The organism is Bradyrhizobium erythrophlei (genome assembly GCF_900142985.1).
GTDB classification, from domain to species: domain Bacteria; phylum Pseudomonadota; class Alphaproteobacteria; order Rhizobiales; family Xanthobacteraceae; genus Bradyrhizobium; species Bradyrhizobium erythrophlei_B.
This window is the reverse complement of record NZ_LT670849.1, coordinates 7,410,965-7,430,110: the sequence shown is the minus strand read 5'-3', so window position 1 is coordinate 7,430,110 and position 19,146 is coordinate 7,410,965. Positions and strand designations below refer to the sequence as shown.

The following is a 19,146-nucleotide window of genomic DNA, read 5'->3' as shown; positions in this document are numbered from 1 at the left end:
CGCTCAATGAACTGGAAGCCGGAGCTCGACGAACTGGCCCGGCGCGAAGCCTTCGCCCGCCAGATGGGCGGCGCCGACAAGATCAAACGTCAGCGCGAACAGGGCCGGTTGACCGTTCGCGAGCGCATCGACCGTCTGCTCGATCGTGACAGCTTCCACGAAATCGGCGCGGTGTCCGGCACCGCCGAATACGATGACAAGGGCGAGCTGAAGAACCTCACGCCGGCCAATTGCGTCTTTGGCCGCGGCAAGATCGACGGCCGCACCGTGGTCGTGGTTGGCGATGACTTTACGGTGCGCGGCGGCTCCGCCGACGCCTCGATCTCGGCCAAGCCGTTGATGGCCGAGGAAATGGCGCATGATTTTCGCTTGCCGATCATCCGCCTGATCGAAGGTTCCGGTGGCGGCGGCTCGGTGAAGACCATCGAGACCAAGGGCGCCGCCAATCTGCCGGGCGGCATCGGTGGCACCCGCTGGTACGAGTACACGACTGCAAACCTGGCTTGTGTGCCCGTGATCGGGCTCGGGCTCGGCTCGGTCGCGGGGCTCGGCGCGGCGCGGCTCGCCGCCAGCCACTATTCGGTCATGACCAAAACTTCCGCGATGTTCGTTGCAGGTCCTCCGGTGGTCAAGCGGCTGGGTCAGGACCTCGGCAAGCAGGAACTCGGTGGTGCGGATATTCAGACCCGCGCCGGCAGCATCGATCAGGCGGTAGAGACCGAGGAAGAGGCGTTTGCCTGTGCGCGGCGATTCCTGTCGTACCTGCCGCAATCGGTCTACGAACTGCCGCCGACGGTCAAATGCGACGACGATCCGGAACGGTCCGAGGAATCCCTGCTGAAGGCCGTGCCGCGCGACCGCCGCCAGGTCTACAAGATGCGTCCGATCATCAACGCCGTCGTCGACAAGGATTCCTTCTTCGAAGTCGCCGCGAATTTCGGCCGTCCGGTGATCACGGGACTTGCGAGGCTGGAAGGCAGGGCGGTGCTCATCCTGGCGAGCGATCCCTTCCACTACGGTGGATCGTGGACAGCGGACGCCTGCCAGAAGATCGTCCGTTGGGTCGACTTCGCCGAGACCTTCCATTTGCCGGTGGTCTACCTGATGGATTGCCCGGGCTTCATGATCGGGCTTGAAGCAGAAAAGGCCGCCACGATTCGCCATGGCGTGCGCGCGATGGCCGCGGTCAACCAGACCACCGTTCCCTGGTGCACCGTCATCGTGCGCAACTCGTTTGGAGTAGCCGGCGTCGTGCATCAGCCAGCGGGGCGCTTCTCGATGCGCTATGCGTGGCCCTCGGCCTATTGGGGTTCGCTGCCGCTGGAAGGCGGGATCGAGGCCGCCTATCGCGCCGACATCGACGCGGCCGAGGATCCGCAGGCCAAGCTCGAAGAGATCGAGGATCGGCTCAACCGGCTGCGCTCGCCGTTCCGTACCGCGGAGAAGTTCTGGGTCGAGGAGATCATCGACCCGCGCAAGACCCGCTCGTTGTTGTGCGAGTTCGCGCGACTTGCCGAGCCCCTGCGCAGGCCGGGCCCGGTGACGAATATGGCGATCAGGCCGTGAGCCGCATGATCCGGAAAAGTGTGAAGCGGTTTTCCGGCAAGATCATCCGCAAAACGACAAGCGACGATACTGCCTAGCGTTACGCGCCTTACGCTCGAGCGAGGACAGGCTTTGGCGCGCGCGAGATCAAAAGCACGATCAGCGAGGCCACGACGCAGAGCGCGCCGGCAAAGAAGAAGGCCGGCAGATAGGTCGCAAGCACCGTGCGTGACAATCCGGCGCCGAACGCCGCAAAGGCCGCGCCGGCCTGGTGGCCCGCGAAAATCCAGCCGAACACGAGATTGGCCCGCTCGGCGCCGAAGCGCTGCGCGGTCAGGCGCACGGTCGGCGGCACGGTGGCGATCCAGTCGAGGCCGTAGAACATCGCAAACAGCGACAGGCCGTAGAACGAGAAGTCGGTAAACGGCAGCATCAAGAGCGACAGTCCGCGCAGGCCGTAATACCAGAACAACAGCCAGCGATTGTCGTAGCGGTCCGACAGCCAGCCCGAGACGATGGTGCCGAAGAAATCGAAGATACCCATCGCGGCGAGCAGGCTCGCCGCCTGGACCTGCGGAATGCCGAAATCGAGGCACATCGGGATCAAATGCACCTGGATCAGGCCATTGGTCGAGGCGCCGCAGATGAAGAAGGTCGCAAACAGGATCCAGAATGCGCGTGTCTGGGCGGCATCACGCAGCGTGCCGAGCGCCGCCGCCATGATCGGCGCGTTATTCGGCGGCGGCGCCGGCAACGGCTCGGTGCCTTGATCGCCAAATGGACGCAAGCTCACATCGCTCGGCCGGTCGCGCATCACCATCAGCACGGCGAAGGCGGCAACGGCGAGCATGATACAGACGATCGACAGCGCGACGCGCCAGCCCAGACGCTCGGTAACGCTGGCGAGCATCGGCAGGAACACCAGTTGCCCGGTGGCGACGCTGGCGGTGAGAATTCCGACCACGAGGCCGCGCCGGGCGTTGAACCAGCGCGCCGCGACGGTTGCGCCGAGCACCAGCGCCGTCATTCCGGTGCCGATGCCGATCACCACGCCCCACAACAGCAGCAAATGCCAAACTTTCGTCATGGCGAGCGAAGCCAGCAGGGCAGACGCCACGATGAGCAGCGCCGACAGCGCGACGTTGCGCAGGCCGTATCGGTTCATCAGCGCCGCTGCGAACGGCGCCATCAACCCGAACAGGATGAAGCGGATCGATAGCGCCGAGGAAATCTCCGCGGTGCTCCAGCCGAATTCGCGTTGCAACGGCACGATGAAGACGCCGGGGGCTCCGACGGCGCCGGCGGTGACCAGCGCGGTGAAAAAGGTGACGCCGACCATCACCCAGCCGTAGTGAATATTATGGCGGGCAAGCGCAGACGACAGCCAATTCGAGATCACGGGCAGCTTCCTTTGGTGTCTGTACGGAGAACAATATGATCGCGCCTGAGGAAGGCGCGATCATCGCGCAAAGAATATAGTCAAAAATCGCGTCGAAAATCAGTGAGCGAGGCGCTCGATCGCCACAGCCGTTGCCTCGCCTCCGCCGATACACAGCGCGGCAACGCCGCGTTTGAGATTACGCGCTTCAAGCGCATGCAGCAGCGTGACGATCAGTCGCGCGCCGGTCGCGCCGATGGGATGACCGAGTGCGCAGGCGCCGCCATTGATGTTCAATTTGTCACGGGGAATTCCGAGGTCGCGTTGCGCGGCCATCGCCACCACGGCAAACGCTTCATTGATCTCGAACAGGTCGACATCGCCAACGCTCCAGCCGGCCTTGTCGAGCACCTTGCGGATCGCCGGGATCGGCGCCGTCGTGAACCATTGCGGTTCCTGGCTGTGGGTGGCATGGGCCTTGATCTCGGCGAGTGACGGCAGGCCGTCCCGATCGGCGAGCGACCGCTTGGCGAGCACGAGTGCAGCGGCGCCGTCCGCGTTGGCGGAGGAGGCCGCCGGGGTGATCGTGCCGTTGGCACGGAACGCCGCCTTCAGTCCGGGGATCTTGGCGGGATCGACCTTCATCGGGATTTCGTCGTTAGCGACGGTGCGCGGGCCCGCCTTTTCCTTGACGGTGAGCGGAACGATCTCCGCCTTGAACGCGCCGCCTTCGACCGCCTTGCGGGCGCGCGTCAGCGTCTCCATAGCATAGGTGTCCTGGTCTTGCCTCGTGAACTGATAGGCCTCGGCGGTGGCTTCGCCGAAATCGCCCATCGAGCGGCCGGCCTCATAGGCGTCTTCAAGGCCATCGAGCAGCATGTGATCGATGATGCGGTCATGACCGGCGCGGTATCCGCCGCGCGCTTTTGCCAGCAGATAGGGTGCATTGCTCATGCTCTCCATGCCGCCGGATACGACGATGTTGGCAGAGCCGGCATGAATGATGTCATGGGCGAGCATGGTCGCTTTCATGCCGGAGCCGCAGACCTTGTTGATGGTGGTGGCGCCGGTGGCGTCCGGCAGGCCTGCGCCGCGCGCGGCCTGTCGTGCCGGGGCCTGGCCTTGTCCCGCCGGCAACACGCAGCCCATGAAGACTTCATCGATGCGTTCCGGCGAAAGTTTCGCGCGTTCAAGGGAGGCTGCGATCACATGGGAGCCGAGCTGATGGGCACTGAACGGAGACAACTCGCCCATGAAGCGGCCGAGCGGGGTCCGGGCGGCGGAAACGATGACGACGGGGTCGGAGGTCGTGGCCATGGGAGGCCTCCATCATGGAGTGGGATTAGTTGGATTACAGATATCATATGATGCAGTGCGCAAATTGCAACGGATGACAACTGCGCATGCTTCCAATGACAAAATGTCGGGATGCGACGCGCAGGCCCGCGGGTTTTCAGCGCTTCCGGTCGATGAAGGCCTGCATCAGCCGTGTCGGCTCGTCGGTCTGGAACGAGCGTCCGAAAACGCCGACGCTCGCGTTGATCGCCTCCGTCAGCGGCAGTTCTTCCCATTGTCGGAGCAGGGTTTTTTGCGCGCGTAGCGCCTCCGGGCCGCACTTCAACAGCACATCGACCAGCTTTTCGACCGCGGCATCGAGGCCGCCTTCGGGCGCGACGACATCGACCAATCCCCAGGATAGAGCGGTCGCGGCGTCGATATTTTCCGCCGTCATCACCAGCCAGCGCGTTCGAGCAAAGCCGATCAGGCGCGGCAGAAGAGCGGCGTGAATCACGCTCGGAATGCCGACGCGCACCTCCGGCATGCCGAATTTCGAATCGTTTGCCGCGACGCGGAAATCGCAGGCGGCGGCGACTTCGAGCCCGCCGCCGAGGCACCAGCCGGGCAGTCGTGCAATGACAGGCGCGGGGAAGATTCTGACCGCCTCGCAGAGGTCGCGCAATCCCGTGATGAATTTCTCGGCTGACTTCTGGTCGAGCCGCGCCATCTCCTTGATGTCGGCGCCGCCGATCATGCTTTTCTGGCTTTCGCCGGCGAGGATCAGGGCGCGGATTTGTTTGTCCGGCGCCAATGCTTCCAATCCTTCACGGACGGCCTTGATCGCTTCGGATCCCAGAATGTTCAACGGGCCGGCCTGGCAGATTGTCAGACGAACCACGCCGCGAGAATCACGATCGATGCCGCAATGCGAATTGAGCAGCTGCATGGAAGCCTCCGAGCCGGGATAGAATGCCAAGTTCCGGGGCAAACGTCGTTTTTGTCAAGTCCCGAACAAGAGACAAATAAGTTGCAGCAATTCGCGGTGACCGATGATAAAAGGAGCCCGGCGTCATTATATGATTTCGAACATATCATAGGACTCGCATGCGCTATTCCAAAGAGCACAAAGTTCAGACGCACGCCCGGATTGTAAAACGGGCTGCGGTCAAGCTCCGCGAAAAGGGAGCCCATGGTATCGGGGTTGCCGATCTCATGAAGGAAGCCGGGCTCACGCATGGCGGGTTCTACGCGCATTTCGATTCGCGCGATTCGCTGGTGATCGAGGCCGTCACGCATGCCATGGACCGCTCGACCGAGAAATGGCGCAAGCTGTCGGCGGAAACGTCGCCCGACAAGCGCCTGTCAAAGATCGTGAACAGCTATCTCGGGACCGATCATCGCGACAATCCCGGCCAGGGTTGTGCGGTGCCGGCGCTGGCGGCGGAAATTGCCCGCGAGAGCACGAAGACGCGGCGGGTATTTGCTGGCCGGATGGAGCAGCTGATCGACCTGCTTGCCGACCAGTACGAGGGCTTGCCGCGCAAGGCGGCGCGGAAGCAGGCCATGGCGGCGCTCGCCACCATGATGGGCTCGCTGGTGATGGCTCGCGTGAGCGGCAACAGCGACCTGTCCCATGAAATCCTGAAGTCGGGCCGCGATGCCGTGCTGGAGCGGGCGGGGTCGTCGGCGAAAAAGCCGGCCAAGCGGACAGCCACCTAGTGGTCCGATTCTAACATTCGCATCCCTTCGCGGCGGTCGCTTTTGCGAATGTTAGAATCAAAGGACCACTAGCAAATATAGGTTTCTAGTGGAGTTTTTGGATTTGACATTCGCTTGACGCGCCCGCTGCCAAATAGCTAGCGAATGTCAAATCCACTCCACTACGCTGAACCCGATTACCGCATTCGACGTTCGTCGTAGTGGCGGTGGGAGGGCAGCCATGTCGTTGTTTTCGCGCATTCCTCGTAAGCTGAAAACACCTTTTCAAACAGCGTAAAGCCTGCAACATGATGACGAAAATCGGCGCGCAGGCCCACGTCCTCGCCGAGCCCCAAAACGGGTGCTAAAAGCGGGCCAACTCTTAAGGATTTCCGGAGGAACGCATGCGTACGATCGGGCACTTCATCGGCGGCCGTGAGGTCGCGGGCAAATCGGGCAGGTCTGCTGATGTTTTTGAGCCGATGACCGGTGACGTCCAGGCCAAGGTCGCGCTGGCCTCAAAACCCGAGGTTCGCGCCGCCGTCGAAAACGCCCGCGCCGCCCAGGGCGAATGGGCCGCGACCAATCCGCAGCGCCGGGCGCGCGTGATGATGAAGTTCCTCGAACTCGCCCAGCGCGATTACGACAAGCTCGCTGACGTGCTGGCGCGCGAACACGGCAAGACCATTCCGGACGCCAAGGGCGACATTCAGCGCGGCCTTGAGGTCGTGGAATTTGCCTGCGGCATTCCGCACCTGATGAAGGGCGAATATACCGAGGGCGCCGGTCCCGGCATCGACATCTATTCGCTCCGCCAGCCGCTCGGAGTGGTCGCTGGCATCACGCCGTTCAATTTCCCGGCGATGATTCCGATGTGGAAGTTTGCGCCTGCAATCGCCTGTGGCAACGCCTTCATCCTGAAGCCTTCCGAGCGCGATCCCGGCGTGCCGATGATGCTGGCGCAACTGATGATCGAGGCGGGCCTGCCGGCAGGCATTCTCAATGTCGTCAACGGCGACAAGGAAGCGGTGGACGCGATCCTCGATGATCCCGACATCAAGGCCGTCGGCTTTGTCGGCTCCTCGCCGATCGCGCAATATATCTATGAGCGTTCGGCCGCGACTGGAAAACGCGCGCAATGCTTTGGCGGTGCCAAGAACCACGCCATCGTGATGCCCGACGCCGACATGGATCAGGCGGTCGATGCCCTGATCGGCGCCGGCTACGGTTCGGCCGGCGAGCGCTGCATGGCGGTCTCGGTCGCGGTTCCCGTTGGCAAGACCACGGCCGACCGGCTGATGGAAAAACTGATCCCGCGCGTGGAAAGCCTGAAGATCGGCACGTCAATCGATCCGTCGGCCGATTACGGCCCGCTGGTGACGAGGGAAGCGGTCGAGCGCGTCAAGAATTACGTCGAGATCGGCATCAAGGAAGGCGCAACGCTGGCCGTCGACGGCCGTGGCTTCAAGATGCAGGGCTACGAAAAAGGCTTCTACATGGGCGGCTGTCTATTCGACAACGTCACCAAGGACATGCGCATCTACAAGGAAGAGATCTTTGGCCCGGTGTTGTCGGTGGTCCGCGCCAAGGATTATGCGGAAGCGCTCGCGCTGCCGTCGGATCATGATTACGGCAACGGCGTTGCGATCTTCACCCGCGACGGCGACGCCGCGCGCGATTTTGCCGCCAAGGTCAATGTCGGCATGGTCGGCATCAACGTGCCGATCCCGGTGCCGATTGCGTACTACACTTTCGGCGGCTGGAAGAAGTCGGGCTTCGGCGATCTGAACCAACACGGGCCGGATTCGATCCGCTTCTACACCAAGACCAAGACGGTCACCTCGCGCTGGCCGTCCGGTGTCAAGGAAGGCGCGGAGTTCTCGATCCCGACCATGAACTGACGCCAAACGATCTCTTCGAGGAGGGCGCCGGGAAGAAATGCAATTCGCACTCACCGAGGACCAGATTGCGGTTCGCGACATGGCGCGGGATTTCGCCGCGGAGCAGATCGCGCCGCACGCGATCCGATGGGATGAGGAGAAGTATTTCCCGGTCGACGTGATGCGCGAAGCCGCCAAGCTCGGCATTGGCGGCGTCTATATCCGCGACGATGTCGGCGGCACCGGGCTGACGCGGTTCGACGCTGCGCTGATCTTTGAGGCGCTGGCGCAGGGTTGCCCGACGGTCGCGGCCTTCATCTCGATCCACAACATGGCGGCCTGGATGATCGATGCCTATGGCAACGACACCCAGCGCAAGCAGTGGCTGCCGAAACTCTGCACGATGGACTATCTGGCGAGCTATTGCCTGACCGAGCCGGGTTCGGGATCGGATGCGGCCGCGCTGCGGACGCGCGCGGTGCGCGACGGCGACCATTACGTCCTCAACGGCCAGAAGCAGTTCATCTCCGGTGCGGGGAGCGGCGATCTCTACGTCGTCATGGTGCGCACCGGCGAAGGCGGGCCTGCCGGCATCTCCACGCTCGTGGTCGAAGGCAACACGCCGGGTCTGTCGCTCGGCGCCAACGAGCGCAAGATGGGCTGGAACGCACAGCCGACCCGCGCGGTGATTTTCGAGAATGCGCGGGTGCCGGTCGCGAACCGCCTCGGCGACGAAGGCATCGGCTTCAAGATCGCGATGGCAGGCCTCGACGGCGGGCGCATCAACATCGCGGCCTGTTCGCTCGGCGGGGCACAGAACGCGCTCGACCGCGCGCTGGCCTACATGAGGGATCGCAAGGCGTTTGGTAAGCGGCTCGACGAGTTCCAGGCGCTCCAGTTCCGTATCGCCGACATGGCGACCGAACTCGAGGCGGCACGCACCTTTGTCTGGCGCGCGGCTGCGGCGCTTGATCGCAAGGACGCTGACGCGACCATGCTCTGCGCCATGGCCAAGCGCTTCGGCACCGATGTCGGGTTCGAGGTCGCCAACCAGGCGCTGCAACTCCATGGCGGCTACGGCTACTTAAGCGAATACGGCATCGAGAAAATCGTGCGCGACCTGCGTGTGCACCAGATTCTCGAAGGCACCAACGAAATCATGCGGCTGATCGTGGCGCGCAAGATGATCGAGGGTGCGCGATGATCTCGCATTCTACTTTTCCCTCTCCCCCTGCGGGAGAGGGTGCCGAGCGCCAAAGGCGCGAGGCGGGTGAGGGGGCTCGGTCCCTCACGACGACAGCGCGTAAATTGCGGTCGCAAATGACCGACGCCGAGAGGAAGCTCTGGTTTGCCTTGAAGGACCGCCGATTTCAGTCATTCAAGTTTCGGCGTCAGGTTCCAATTGGGCCTTACGTCGCGGACTTTCTCAGCTATGGGTCTCGGCTGGTGGTGGAAGTGGATGGCGGTCAGCACGCCGACTCCGTGCGCGATATGAAGCGAGATCATTGGCTCGCGGAAAACGATTTTCGGGTCGTTCGTTTCTGGAACAATGAGGTGCTTTCGAATCTGGAGGGAGTTCTCACCGTCCTGGCGGCCGAACTCGCGAATACCCCTCACCCGGCGTCTCGCTCACGCTCGACGCCACCCTCTCCCGCATGGGGAGAGGGGAAGAAAGCGGAGGGTGCGCGATGACGGCGCAGGCGGCGGTTGCGGAGACCGAAGGTGATTTGATCGTGCGGCGCGAAGGTGCGGCCGGAATCATCCGGCTGAACCGGCCGAAGGCGATCAACGCGATGACCTATGAGATGTCGCAGGGCATCGATGCGGCGCTCGATCGGTTCGAGAAAGACGCGGCCATTGCGGTGGTGATTCTGGAAGGCGCGGGCGAGCGTGGCCTGTGTGCCGGCGGCGACATCCGCGGGCTCTATGAGAGCTCAAAAGCCGGCGGCGATCTCGGCAAGCGATTCTGGCGGCAGGAATACGTCATGAATGCGCGGATATCAAAATATCCGAAACCGTATATCGCGTTCATGGATGGCCTGGTGATGGGCGGCGGCGTCGGGCTCTCCGGCCACGCGCGCCACCGCGTCGTCACCGAGAAGACCAAGCTTGCAATGCCCGAGGTCGGGCTCGGGTTTTTTCCCGACGTCGGCGGCACCTGGTTGCTAACGCGATCGCCCGGCGATATCGGAGCGTTCTTCGGCTTGACTGGGCTGACCATGAACGGGCCGGACGCGATCTTCGCGCGCTTTGCCGATGCGGTCGTGCCCTCGGCAAGATTGCCCGCATTGCGGGAAGCATTGACGGCGGTTCGGCCCGGCATCACCTCAGGCGAAGTTGACAAGATCACTGCGGGCTTTGCGACCGGCGAGCGCGCAGGTCCCGTCGCGGCCCTGAAAGCTTCGATCGATCGCTGGTTCGCGCATGATCGCATGGAAGATATTTTTGCAAGCCTCGCGCGCGACGATTCGGAGTTCGCGAAGGCAGCGCTCAAGACGCTGAACGAAAAATCGCCGCGCGGCATGGTCGTGACGCTGAAACTATTGCGACTGGCACGCAACGCTGCGTCGCTGGAAGAATGCCTGGTGCGGGAATATCGCGCAGCGCTCGAGGTCTTCCGCAGCGACGATTTCCGCGAAGGCGTGCGCGCGGCCGTGATCGACAAGGACCGCAACCCGAAATGGTCGCCGCCACGCGTCGAGGACGTGACGGCGGAAATGCTGGCGCCGTATTTCAAGGAGATCGGCGCCGACGAACTGACATTCTAGACACAAGAAACGGAGCGGAGGAGATTCAGATGGCCAGCATCGCATTCATTGGTCTCGGCAATATGGGCGGTCCGATGGCGGCCAATCTCGTCAAGGCTGGCCACAAGGTGATCGCCTTCGACCTTGTCGCCGCCTCGCGCGATCAGGCCAGGGCGGATGGGGCCGATATCGCCGAGAGCTCGGTCGCTTCGGTCAAGGGCGCCGACGTCGTGATCACGATGTTGCCGGCGGGCAGGCACGTGCTCTCGGTCTGGCAGGAAGTGTTGCCGGCCATGGCCAGGGGGACGCTCATCATCGATTGCTCGACGATCGATGTCGAAAGCGCCAAGCAGGCGCATGCGCTCGCCGCAAAGCATGGCGTCGGCTCGATCGATGCGCCGGTCTCCGGCGGCACTGGCGGCGCGAAGGGGGCGACGCTCACTTTCATGTGCGGCGGCGACGACAAGGCGTTCGCGGCCGGCAAGCCGGTCCTGGAAAAAATGGGCAAGAAGATCGTTCATTGCGGCGGCGGCGGCGCGGGGCAGGCGGCCAAGATCTGCAACAACATGATCCTTGGCATTTCCATGATCGCGGTCAGCGAAGCATTTGCGCTTGGTGAAAAATTGGGATTGTCCCATCAGGCGTTGTTTGACGTCGCCTCGACCTCGTCGGGGCAATGCTGGTCGTTGACGACCTATTGTCCGGTGCCCGGTCCGGTGCCGGCGTCTCCAGCCAACAACGATTACAAGCCGGGCTTCGCCTCGGTGTTGATGGTGAAAGATCTGACCCTGGCGCAGGACGCGGCGAATGCTGCCGGCGCGGCCACGCCGCTCGGTAAGCACGCACAGGAAATCTACAAGGCGTTCGACGCGGCCGGAAACGGCGCGGTCGATTTCTCAGGCATCATCCAGCACGTCCGCAAACTGGCGGGTAAATAGAGTAACGATGACCACCTTTCAGGAAGCGCGCGCCTTTCTCCTGAAGCATCGGACGGATTACGACAAAGCCGTCGCCGGTTTTCGCTGGCCCGACGCCGCTCCGTTCAACTGGGCGCTCGACTGGTTCGATGCGGAATTGGCGCGTGATCCGCAAAGCCGCGATCGTCCGGCGCTCTGGATCGTCGATGCCGGCAATCACCGCGAGACCAAGCTGTCTTTTGCGGCGCTGTCGCGGCGCTCCAACCAGGTTGCGAACTTTTTACGCGCGCAAGGCCTGAAGCGTGGCGATCACCTGCTGCTCCTGCTCGGCAACGTGGTCCCGCTTTGGGAAACCATGCTGGCGGCGATGAAGCTCGGCGTGGTCGTGATCCCGGCCACGACGTTGCTGACGCCGGACGAATTGCGCGACCGGCTCGACCGCGGCCGCGCCCGCGCCGTGGTTTCGACGCCAGATCAGATCGGCAAGTTCGCTGGCCTTGGGGCCGAAAAACTGGTGCGCATGGTCGTCAATGCGTCTTCGCCGCAGGAAGGCTGGCTTCCGTTCGAAACATCAGCGGATTTTCCGGAAACCTTTACGCCGGACGGGCCGACGCAGGCTAACGATCCGATGCTGCTCTATTTCACCTCCGGCACCACGGCAAAGCCGAAACTGGTGCGGCACAGCCAGCGCAGCTATCCCGTCGGCCATCTCTCGACCATGTATTGGCTGGGTTTGCAGCCGGGCGACGTTCACCTGAACATTTCTTCGCCGGGCTGGGCCAAGCACGCCTGGAGCTGCTTTTTTGCGCCATGGAATGCGGGCGCGACCGTGTTCGTGGTCAACCAGCCGCGGTTCGATGCCAAGGGACTGCTCGCCACCATCGGCCGCTGCGGCGTCACCACGCTCTGCGCGCCGCCGACGGTGTGGCGGCTGTTCATTCAGGAACGGCTCGCCGACTTCAAGGTACGCTTGCGCGAAGCCTGCGGCGCGGGCGAGCCGCTGAACCCCGAAGTGATCGACCAGGTGCGCGCCGCCTGGGGGCTGACGATCCGCGACGGCTACGGCCAGACCGAGACCGCGGCGCTGGCCGGCAATTCGCCAGGCCAGAAGGTCAAGGTCGGATCGATGGGACGGCCGCTGCCCGGCTATCGCGTCGAGGTCACCGACGCCGACGGCAACGCCACTCGTGAGGGCGAGATCACGCTTCGGCTCGGCATTGATCGCCCCGCGGGGCTGATGCAGGGCTATCAGAGCGACGACGGCAAGCTTTCCGGCGCAGATGGTGATTTCTACCGCAGCGGCGACGTCGTGTTCGTCGATGAGGACGGCTATTTCACGTTCGTCGGCCGTTCCGACGACGTGTTCAAGTCATCTGATTATCGCATCAGCCCGTTTGAGCTCGAAAGCGTTCTGCTCGAACACGAACTCGTCGCCGAAGCAGCGGTCGTCCCAAGCCCCGACCCGATCAGGCTCGCGATCCCCAAGGCTTATGTGCTGCTAGTCGCCGGCACGGATCGATCTGCGGACACCGCGCGCTCGATTTTCCTGCATCTGCACGAACGCCTGGCGCCGTTCAAGCGCATCCGCCGGATCGAACTCGTGACCGAGTTGCCGAAGACAATTTCCGGCAAGATCCGCCGTGTGCAATTGCGCCGCCTCGAACATGATAATAACAGAGGCGATTCGCTGCGCGGCGCGGAATTCCGCGAAGAAGACTTTCCGGAACTACAGAAGACGAAATCGGACCATTAGCCCATGAACGAGGTCTGGAAAAAGCCGCCGGTTTCGCTCGAAGCGTATCAGGCGATGGTCGGGCAGGAGATCGGTGTTTCGTCCTGGCATCTGGTCGATCAGGGCCGGATTAACCTCTACGCCGATGTCATCGAGGACCATCAGTTCATTCACGTCGATCCCGAACGGGCCAAGCGCGAAACCGCTTTCGGCGCAACGGTCGCACATGGCTTTCTGACCATGTCGCTGCTCAGCATCATGTCCTACGAGGTCATGCCGGTGATCGAAGGGACCACGATGGGCGTCAACTACGGCTTCGACAAGCTTCGCTTCATTTCGCCGGTCAAATCGGGCTCGCGCGTGCGCGGGCGGTTCACGCTGATGGAGGCCAAGCTGCGCAAGCCGAAAGAATTGCAGTCGCGCACCAATGTCACGGTGGAAATCGAGGGCGAGGAAAAGCCCGCGCTGGTGGCCGACTGGATCGGCTTGATCTATTTTGCTTGAACTTCAGGAAATGCATGCATGACAACCAGGTTTGACGGACGCGTCGCCATCGTTACCGGGGCGGGCAATGGTCTTGGCCGCGCGCATGCGCTGGGGTTAGCTGCCCGCGGCGCCAGGGTCGTGGTCAACGATTTCGGTGGCGCACGCGACGGCACCGGCGGTTCGTTGACGCCGGCGGAGGCGGTGGTCGAGGAGATTCGAAAAGCCGGCGGCGTGGCGATGGCCGATGGCGCCGATGTCTCCAACTTCGAACAGGTCCAGGCGATGGTCGACCGCGCCACCAGGGAATGGGGCAGCGTCGATTTGCTGTGCGCCAATGCCGGCATCCTGCGCGACAAATCCTTTTCCAAGATGGAAGTCGCCGATTTCGCCAAGGTGATCGACGTGCATCTCAACGGTACGTTCTACTGCTGCAAGGCTGTGTGGAACGGCATGCGCGAGCGCAACTACGGCCGTATCGTCGTCACGACCTCGTCGTCCGGTCTGTTCGGCAATTTCGGCCAGGCCAATTACGGGGCGGCAAAAGCCGGCATTGTCGGCCTGATGAACGTGCTGGCGGAGGAGGGACGCAAGAACGATATTCGCGTCAATACGATCTCGCCGACCGCGGCAACGCGAATGACGGAAGAGTTGCTGCCGCCGCAGGCGCTGGCGCTGATGAAGCCGGAAGCGATCACGCCGGCTGTTCTTTATCTTCTGGCCGAGGATGCGCCGACCCGCACGATCATGGGCGCCGGCGCCGGTTCTTTCGCGGTGATCAAGGTCATGGAGACCGAAGGCGTCAATTTCGCGCCATCCGACTGGACGCCTGAGGCGATCGCGTCGCGTTTTGCCGAGATCGGCGATATGTCCACGGCCAAGGCGCTGGAAAACGCGTTTCAGCAGACCAACAAATATGTCGGCCAGGCCGCCAAGCGGGCGGGCGTAAAGCTTTAGTGGCACCACAGCGCCATGTCGCCGTCATCGGCGCCGGTCCCGCCGGATTGATGGCGGCGGAGACACTGGCGCAAGCCGGCGTTCGCGTCACCGTTTTCGACGCCATGCCGTCCGCCGGGCGCAAATTCCTGATGGCGGGGCGCGGTGGGCTCAACCTCACCCACAGCGAACCGCTGGATGCGTTTGTGGCGCGGTATCGTGAAGCTACGCCAAAGCTCGCCTCTGCAATCGAAGCCTTTCCGCCGGATCGGCTGCGGGCATGGTGCGAGGCGTTGGGACAGCCGACCTTCGTGGGTTCCAGCGGGCGCATATTTCCGAAGGCTTTGAAGGCTTCACCATTGTTGCGCGCCTGGCTGCGCCGGCTCGACGCGTCGGGTGTTTCATTTTCCTTGCGTCATCGCTGGACCGGTTGGGACGATAACGGGCGGTTGTTGTTCGAGACGCCGGACGGACGATGCGCCATCGAAGCGCACGCCACGGTGCTAGCGCTCGGCGGTGCGAGCTGGCCGCGCCTCGGATCGGATGGCGGTTGGGTCGAAACGCTTCGCTCTCGCGAAGTAGGCATCAACCCGCTCAAATCAGCCAATTGCGGGTTTGCCGTCAACTGGTCCGACATCTTCCGCGATCGCTTTGAAGGCGAACCGCTCAAGGGGATCGCGCTGTCGTTTGCCGATCGCAGCGTTCGCGGCGAGGCCGTGATCACGCGCGCTGGTCTCGAAGGCGGCGCGGTCTACGCGCTGTCGGCGGAGCTGCGTGACGCGATATTGACCTCGCCGCCAGCAACACTGCACGTCGCGCTGCGGCCGGATATTTCTCACGGCGATCTGGTCAAACGCTTGGCTTCGCCACGCGCAAAGCAGAGCTTTTCGAACTGGCTGCGCAAGGCCGCGCAACTGCCGCCAGCGGCGATCGGCCTGTTGCAGGAAGCGGCCCACGCGTCTTCGATCTCGCTCGCGTCGTGTTCAGCGGAAAAGCTCGCTGAATTGATCAATGCCGTGCCGCTTCAACTCGCCGGCATCGCCCCGATCGCCCGCGCCATCTCGACTGCCGGTGGCGTCGCGTTCGACGAGATCGACGCCGACTTCATGCTGCGTCGATTGCCGGGGGTGTTTGTCGCCGGCGAGATGCTGGATTGGGAGGCGCCGACCGGCGGCTACCTGTTACAAGCCTGCTTTGCGACCGGTGTTGCCGCAGGCCAGGGGGCGGCCAAATGGCTCGTCCAGGCTTCTTCATGACGTGCCGGTCCTGGTCACGATATCCGTGATGAGACCGAGCACGCCAAAGAATGCCCCGACGGCGCAGACCGCGAGCCAGCCGTTATGGCTCCAGGCAAACGAAGCGGCCGCCGAACCGACCGTGCCGCCAAGGAAGAACAGCGCCACGAACAGGCCGTTGAGGCGGCCGCGCGCCTCGGGGCGCAAGAGGTTGATGGCGCGACGTCCGAGTGTCTGGTCGGTGGTGATGCCGAAATCGACGCCGATGGCGCCGAGCGTGAGCATCAACAGCGCCGCGAGACGGGAATCCAACAGGGCCCCCCAGGCACACAGCGCAAGGGAGGCGATGATCAACAGATGCGCGGCGATGAGTAGCCGCCTCGTCCAGCCGCGATCGCCCCATCGGCCCGCGAGCGATGCCGCCGCCGCACCCGCAACGCCGATGAGCGCGAAGATGGCGATGCCTCTGGCGTCGAGATTGAACGGCGCATCGGGCAGCCGCAGCGCGACCGCAGCCCAGAACGCGCTGAAGGACGCCATCGCCAGCGCCGCGGTCCAGCTACGAACCCGCAACACAGGCTCTTCCCGCAGCAATTTCGGGAACGAGAGCAGCAGCTCGCCATAGCTGGTTTTGGCTTGCGGCTGCAACGTCGGCAGATAGCGGGCGAGCGCGCCGAGAAGCACCGTCATCAGGATGGCCGACAGGAAATAGAAGGCGCGCCAGTTCCAGGCGTCGGCGACCAGGCTCGCCAGGGGGCGCGACAGCAGAATGCCGAACATCAAGCCGCTGACGACTTCTCCGATCGCTTGCCCGCGCCGCGCCGGCGGGATCATCGAGGCGACGAGCGGCACCGTCATTTGGATGGCGGCGCAGGAGATGCCGAGAATGAAGGTCGCGACAAGAAGCAGGGCAGGTGTCGGTGCGAGCGCAGTGCCGAGCGCGGCCATAATCGCGCAAGCCAGCGTGCGCAGGATCAGGCGCTTGTTTTCCAGGAGGTCGACCAGCGGCATCAGCAACAACATCCCGAGTGCGTAGCCGAACAGCGTCAGCGTGCTGATCATGCCGGCTTGGGAGGCGCTCATCTCGAGCGACCGGCCGATCAGGCCAACGAGAATCTGAGGCGCAAAGAGATTGGTGACAACAACGCCGGTGGTGATGGCGCCGAGCCAGATCAGCGCCCGTTCCGGGATCGGTTTGGCGGGCGTGAATTTGGCGGCTTCGGAGATGGTCATGGAACCTCGGGGGTTGGATTGCCGGGGTCCCTTTAACCGCGGGGGATAATATGCTACAATTGAATAAAGCTGATCAGAAATATGCGAGATAGTCATGAATACCCATGATCTTGTGGCGTTTGTCGCGGTGGTGGAGACCGGCTCGATCGTCGCGGCCTCGGCGCGGCTCAATCTGACGCAGCCCGGCGTGACCCGGCGTGTCCAGAATCTCGAGGAGTTGTTGGGGGCTCAACTACTCGACCGCTTGTCCAAACCGCTGAAGCCGACTTCGGCAGGGCACGCCGCCTATGAGCACGGCCGGCGCGTGCTCCGGATGATCGACGATCTCAAATCCGGCGTCGCCGACGACGGCACCGTGCGCGGCGAGTTCAGGCTCGGCTTCACGCCATTTCTGTCGGACGTCGGCCTCTCAGCGCCGCTCGATGCCCTTCGCGCCGAGTTTCCTGAACTGGCCGTCCGGGTCCTCGTTTCCGGCTGGTCGCCCCATCAGCTTGAGCGCATCGGCCGCAACGAACTCGATGCGGCTGCGATTTGCATGCCGGACGGCCTCCTGCCACCAGCCGATCTCGTCGCCGACGATCTTGGTCTCCAGCCCGCCGTCTTCGTGGTGGCTCGAAGCATGAAGATCGCGGGCACGGTGAATTTGGAGTGTCTTTCTCATCTGTCCTGGGTCCTGAACCAGGATGGCTGCGGATTTCGCGACACGCTGCGGCGTCGTTTCGAAGCGGCACACCTGCCATTCAATGTCGCGATTGAAGCACTGGACAGCGAGCTTCGGCTGTCGCTGGTGGCGCGCGGTGCCGGCATCAGCCTGGTGACGCCGGTTGGATTGAAGCGCAGTGCATTCCGCGGCCAGCTCAAGCCGGTCAAGGTGCGGGATTTCAAGCCCAAGGTTCGGGCCTGGCTGGTGCATCGCGCGCCCGCAGGCCGGCTCGCGAAGCCGATCAAGGCGTTTCGCGATCGGCTGGACCAGGAGCTGCAAGCGTTTGCGCAGGGTTAGCGTAATTTGCCCCGTGCGCCACCACCGGCGGCGTACCGAGAATTTCCTCGCCGCGTATGATCACGACTTTGTCCATCGTGTTGACGAGGACGCAGATGCATCGCGGCGTGATGCTACGTCGCGGCGTGGATCGAGACGCTGAGGCAATCCTCCAGAATGGCTCGCAGGCGATCGATGATCGGCCTTTTCGACCCAGCCGCGCGGCCGCAGAGCGAGACGATCAAGGGAGGAAGATCTGGGAGGCCGCAAGCACCGTCCAGAACGGCAAGGCCAGCCGGCACCGCGGCGGGCGTGCGGACCGCGATGCCGAGGCCGAGATTCACCGCGCTCCAGAGGTCGGGGAGGGTGCTGCTGGCATGGCCGATCGACCAATCGATGTCCGCGCCGTCCAGCGAGGCGATGGCAGCAGCGCGGAAGAAACACGGCGGATCGAACGCGGCCAGCCGGAGCGGCTCGTTGTTCTTCAGGGCAAAGTCGTTGCGGCCGATCCAAACCATGGGAAGAGCGGCAGACCACAGCGCGCTTTCGGGCTTGGTGGCTGAAAAGACGACCGCAAGGTCGATCTGATCGTCGGCGAGGCGGCTCAAAAGAATTGCACTTCTGCTTTCGACAACTTTCAGGTTCGCCGCGGGATGGCTGCGGCGAAATCCCGCCATCACCGCCGGTAGCCATGTCTCCGCGATATCGTGCGGCACGCCGAGTGTCACTGTCCCGTCGATCGATCCTTGCGATGTCGCAGACAGTGCTTCGTCGTTCAATTCAAGCAGCCGCCTGGCATATCCGACCAATGTGGTGCCGCTGCTCGTGAGCGTCATCTGCTTGCCGGTACGCAGGAAGAGAGCCGTGCCGACCTGCTCCTCGAGCCGCTTCAGTTGCAGGCTGACGGCAGATTCGGATCGTCCGATCCTCCGGGCTGCGCCGGCGAAACTTCCGCTTTCGACCACCGCAAGCAGGGTGCGCATAATGGCCAGATCCAGCGTCTGCATGTGATCCCTCGGTTTTGCTCAAGTAACGGCTACAGAATTACTCGTTTTACACCGCCCGATCCACGGGCGAAGAAGATTGCGGAGCAGCACTCACTGAC

17 protein-coding genes are annotated in these 19,146 nt (G+C 63.3%); 12 read left to right on the top strand and 5 right to left on the bottom strand.

Annotation, left to right across the window (positions count from 1 at the left end; translation table 11 throughout):
* The first annotated feature begins 6 nt into the window (after positions 1–6).
* Positions 7–1,566 (top strand): acyl-CoA carboxylase subunit beta, encoded by a 1,560-nt coding sequence (locus BUA38_RS35755; RefSeq protein WP_072825531.1) that lies wholly within the window; start codon positions 7–9, stop codon positions 1,564–1,566.
* Between the two features lie 88 nt (positions 1,567–1,654).
* Here BUA38_RS35755 and BUA38_RS35750 read toward each other — a convergent pair whose 3' ends face one another.
* The 3 genes from BUA38_RS35750 to BUA38_RS35740 all read right to left on the bottom strand — a co-directional run bounded on the left by BUA38_RS35750 (position 1,655) and on the right by BUA38_RS35740 (position 5,147).
* The gene (locus tag BUA38_RS35750; RefSeq protein ID WP_072825529.1) at positions 1,655–2,944 is read right to left on the bottom strand and encodes an MFS transporter; all 1,290 of its coding nucleotides are present in this window, start codon (positions 2,942–2,944) and stop codon (positions 1,655–1,657) included.
* Positions 2,945–3,043: 99 nt separating this feature from the next.
* Complete coding sequence (locus tag BUA38_RS35745) at positions 3,044–4,240, bottom strand: acetyl-CoA C-acyltransferase (protein WP_072825528.1); 1,197 nt, start codon at positions 4,238–4,240, stop codon at positions 3,044–3,046.
* A gap of 136 nt (positions 4,241–4,376) precedes the next feature.
* Complete coding sequence (locus BUA38_RS35740; RefSeq protein ID WP_072826699.1) at positions 4,377–5,147, bottom strand: enoyl-CoA hydratase; 771 nt, start codon at positions 5,145–5,147, stop codon at positions 4,377–4,379.
* 158 nt (positions 5,148–5,305) lie between these two features.
* On the opposite strand from BUA38_RS35740, the gene BUA38_RS35735 reads away from it, so the two are divergent.
* The 10 genes from BUA38_RS35735 to BUA38_RS35690 all read left to right on the top strand — a co-directional run bounded on the left by BUA38_RS35735 (position 5,306) and on the right by BUA38_RS35690 (position 15,850).
* A complete protein-coding gene (locus BUA38_RS35735; RefSeq protein ID WP_072825525.1) occupies positions 5,306–5,920 on the top strand; it encodes a TetR/AcrR family transcriptional regulator in 615 nt (204 codons plus the stop codon).
* 383 nt (positions 5,921–6,303) lie between these two features.
* Positions 6,304–7,800 (top strand): CoA-acylating methylmalonate-semialdehyde dehydrogenase, encoded by a 1,497-nt coding sequence (locus BUA38_RS35730; RefSeq protein ID WP_072825523.1) that lies wholly within the window; start codon positions 6,304–6,306, stop codon positions 7,798–7,800.
* A gap of 37 nt (positions 7,801–7,837) precedes the next feature.
* Complete coding sequence (locus BUA38_RS35725) at positions 7,838–8,983, top strand: isobutyryl-CoA dehydrogenase (protein WP_072825521.1); 1,146 nt, start codon at positions 7,838–7,840, stop codon at positions 8,981–8,983.
* Between the two features lie 116 nt (positions 8,984–9,099).
* On the top strand, positions 9,100–9,471 hold the full coding sequence (locus BUA38_RS35720; RefSeq protein WP_244553151.1) for an endonuclease domain-containing protein: 372 nt from the start codon (positions 9,100–9,102) through the stop codon (positions 9,469–9,471).
* Complete coding sequence (locus BUA38_RS35715; RefSeq protein ID WP_072825517.1) at positions 9,468–10,547, top strand: enoyl-CoA hydratase/isomerase family protein; 1,080 nt, start codon at positions 9,468–9,470, stop codon at positions 10,545–10,547. Before BUA38_RS35720 ends, BUA38_RS35715 begins: the two co-directional genes overlap by 4 nt.
* Before the next feature lie 29 nt (positions 10,548–10,576).
* Positions 10,577–11,464, top strand: coding sequence for a 3-hydroxyisobutyrate dehydrogenase (gene mmsB / locus BUA38_RS35710; protein ID WP_072825515.1), 888 nt, complete (start codon positions 10,577–10,579; stop codon positions 11,462–11,464).
* A gap of 7 nt (positions 11,465–11,471) precedes the next feature.
* Positions 11,472–13,196 carry an AMP-binding protein gene (locus BUA38_RS35705; RefSeq protein WP_072825513.1) on the top strand — a complete coding sequence of 575 codons (1,725 nt, stop codon included), beginning with the start codon at positions 11,472–11,474 and terminating at the stop codon, positions 13,194–13,196.
* A 3-nt stretch (positions 13,197–13,199) separates the two neighbouring features.
* Entirely contained in the window at positions 13,200–13,679 is a 480-nt protein-coding gene (locus tag BUA38_RS35700; protein WP_072825511.1) for a MaoC family dehydratase, read from the top strand.
* Positions 13,680–13,697: 18 nt separating this feature from the next.
* Positions 13,698–14,615 carry an SDR family NAD(P)-dependent oxidoreductase gene (locus BUA38_RS35695; protein ID WP_072825509.1) on the top strand — a complete coding sequence of 306 codons (918 nt, stop codon included), beginning with the start codon at positions 13,698–13,700 and terminating at the stop codon, positions 14,613–14,615.
* Positions 14,615–15,850 (top strand): NAD(P)/FAD-dependent oxidoreductase, encoded by a 1,236-nt coding sequence (locus BUA38_RS35690; protein ID WP_072825507.1) that lies wholly within the window; start codon positions 14,615–14,617, stop codon positions 15,848–15,850. The genes BUA38_RS35695 and BUA38_RS35690 overlap by 1 nt, the downstream gene beginning before the upstream one ends.
* Here the strand turns inward: BUA38_RS35690 and BUA38_RS35685 are convergent.
* Positions 15,845–17,062: an MFS transporter gene (locus BUA38_RS35685; RefSeq protein ID WP_072825505.1), complete on the bottom strand. Its 1,218-nt coding sequence runs from the start codon at positions 17,060–17,062 to the stop codon at positions 15,845–15,847. The genes BUA38_RS35690 and BUA38_RS35685 overlap by 6 nt on opposite strands.
* 94 nt (positions 17,063–17,156) lie before the next feature.
* Here BUA38_RS35685 and BUA38_RS35680 point away from each other — a divergent pair, with 94 nt between their 5' ends.
* A complete protein-coding gene (locus tag BUA38_RS35680) occupies positions 17,157–18,062 on the top strand; it encodes a LysR family transcriptional regulator (RefSeq protein WP_072825502.1) in 906 nt (301 codons plus the stop codon).
* Between the two features lie 113 nt (positions 18,063–18,175).
* On the opposite strand, the gene BUA38_RS35675 is transcribed toward BUA38_RS35680, so the two are convergent.
* On the bottom strand, positions 18,176–19,048 hold the full coding sequence (locus BUA38_RS35675; RefSeq protein WP_072825500.1) for a LysR substrate-binding domain-containing protein: 873 nt from the start codon (positions 19,046–19,048) through the stop codon (positions 18,176–18,178).
* Between the last annotated feature and the right edge of the window lie 98 nt (positions 19,049–19,146).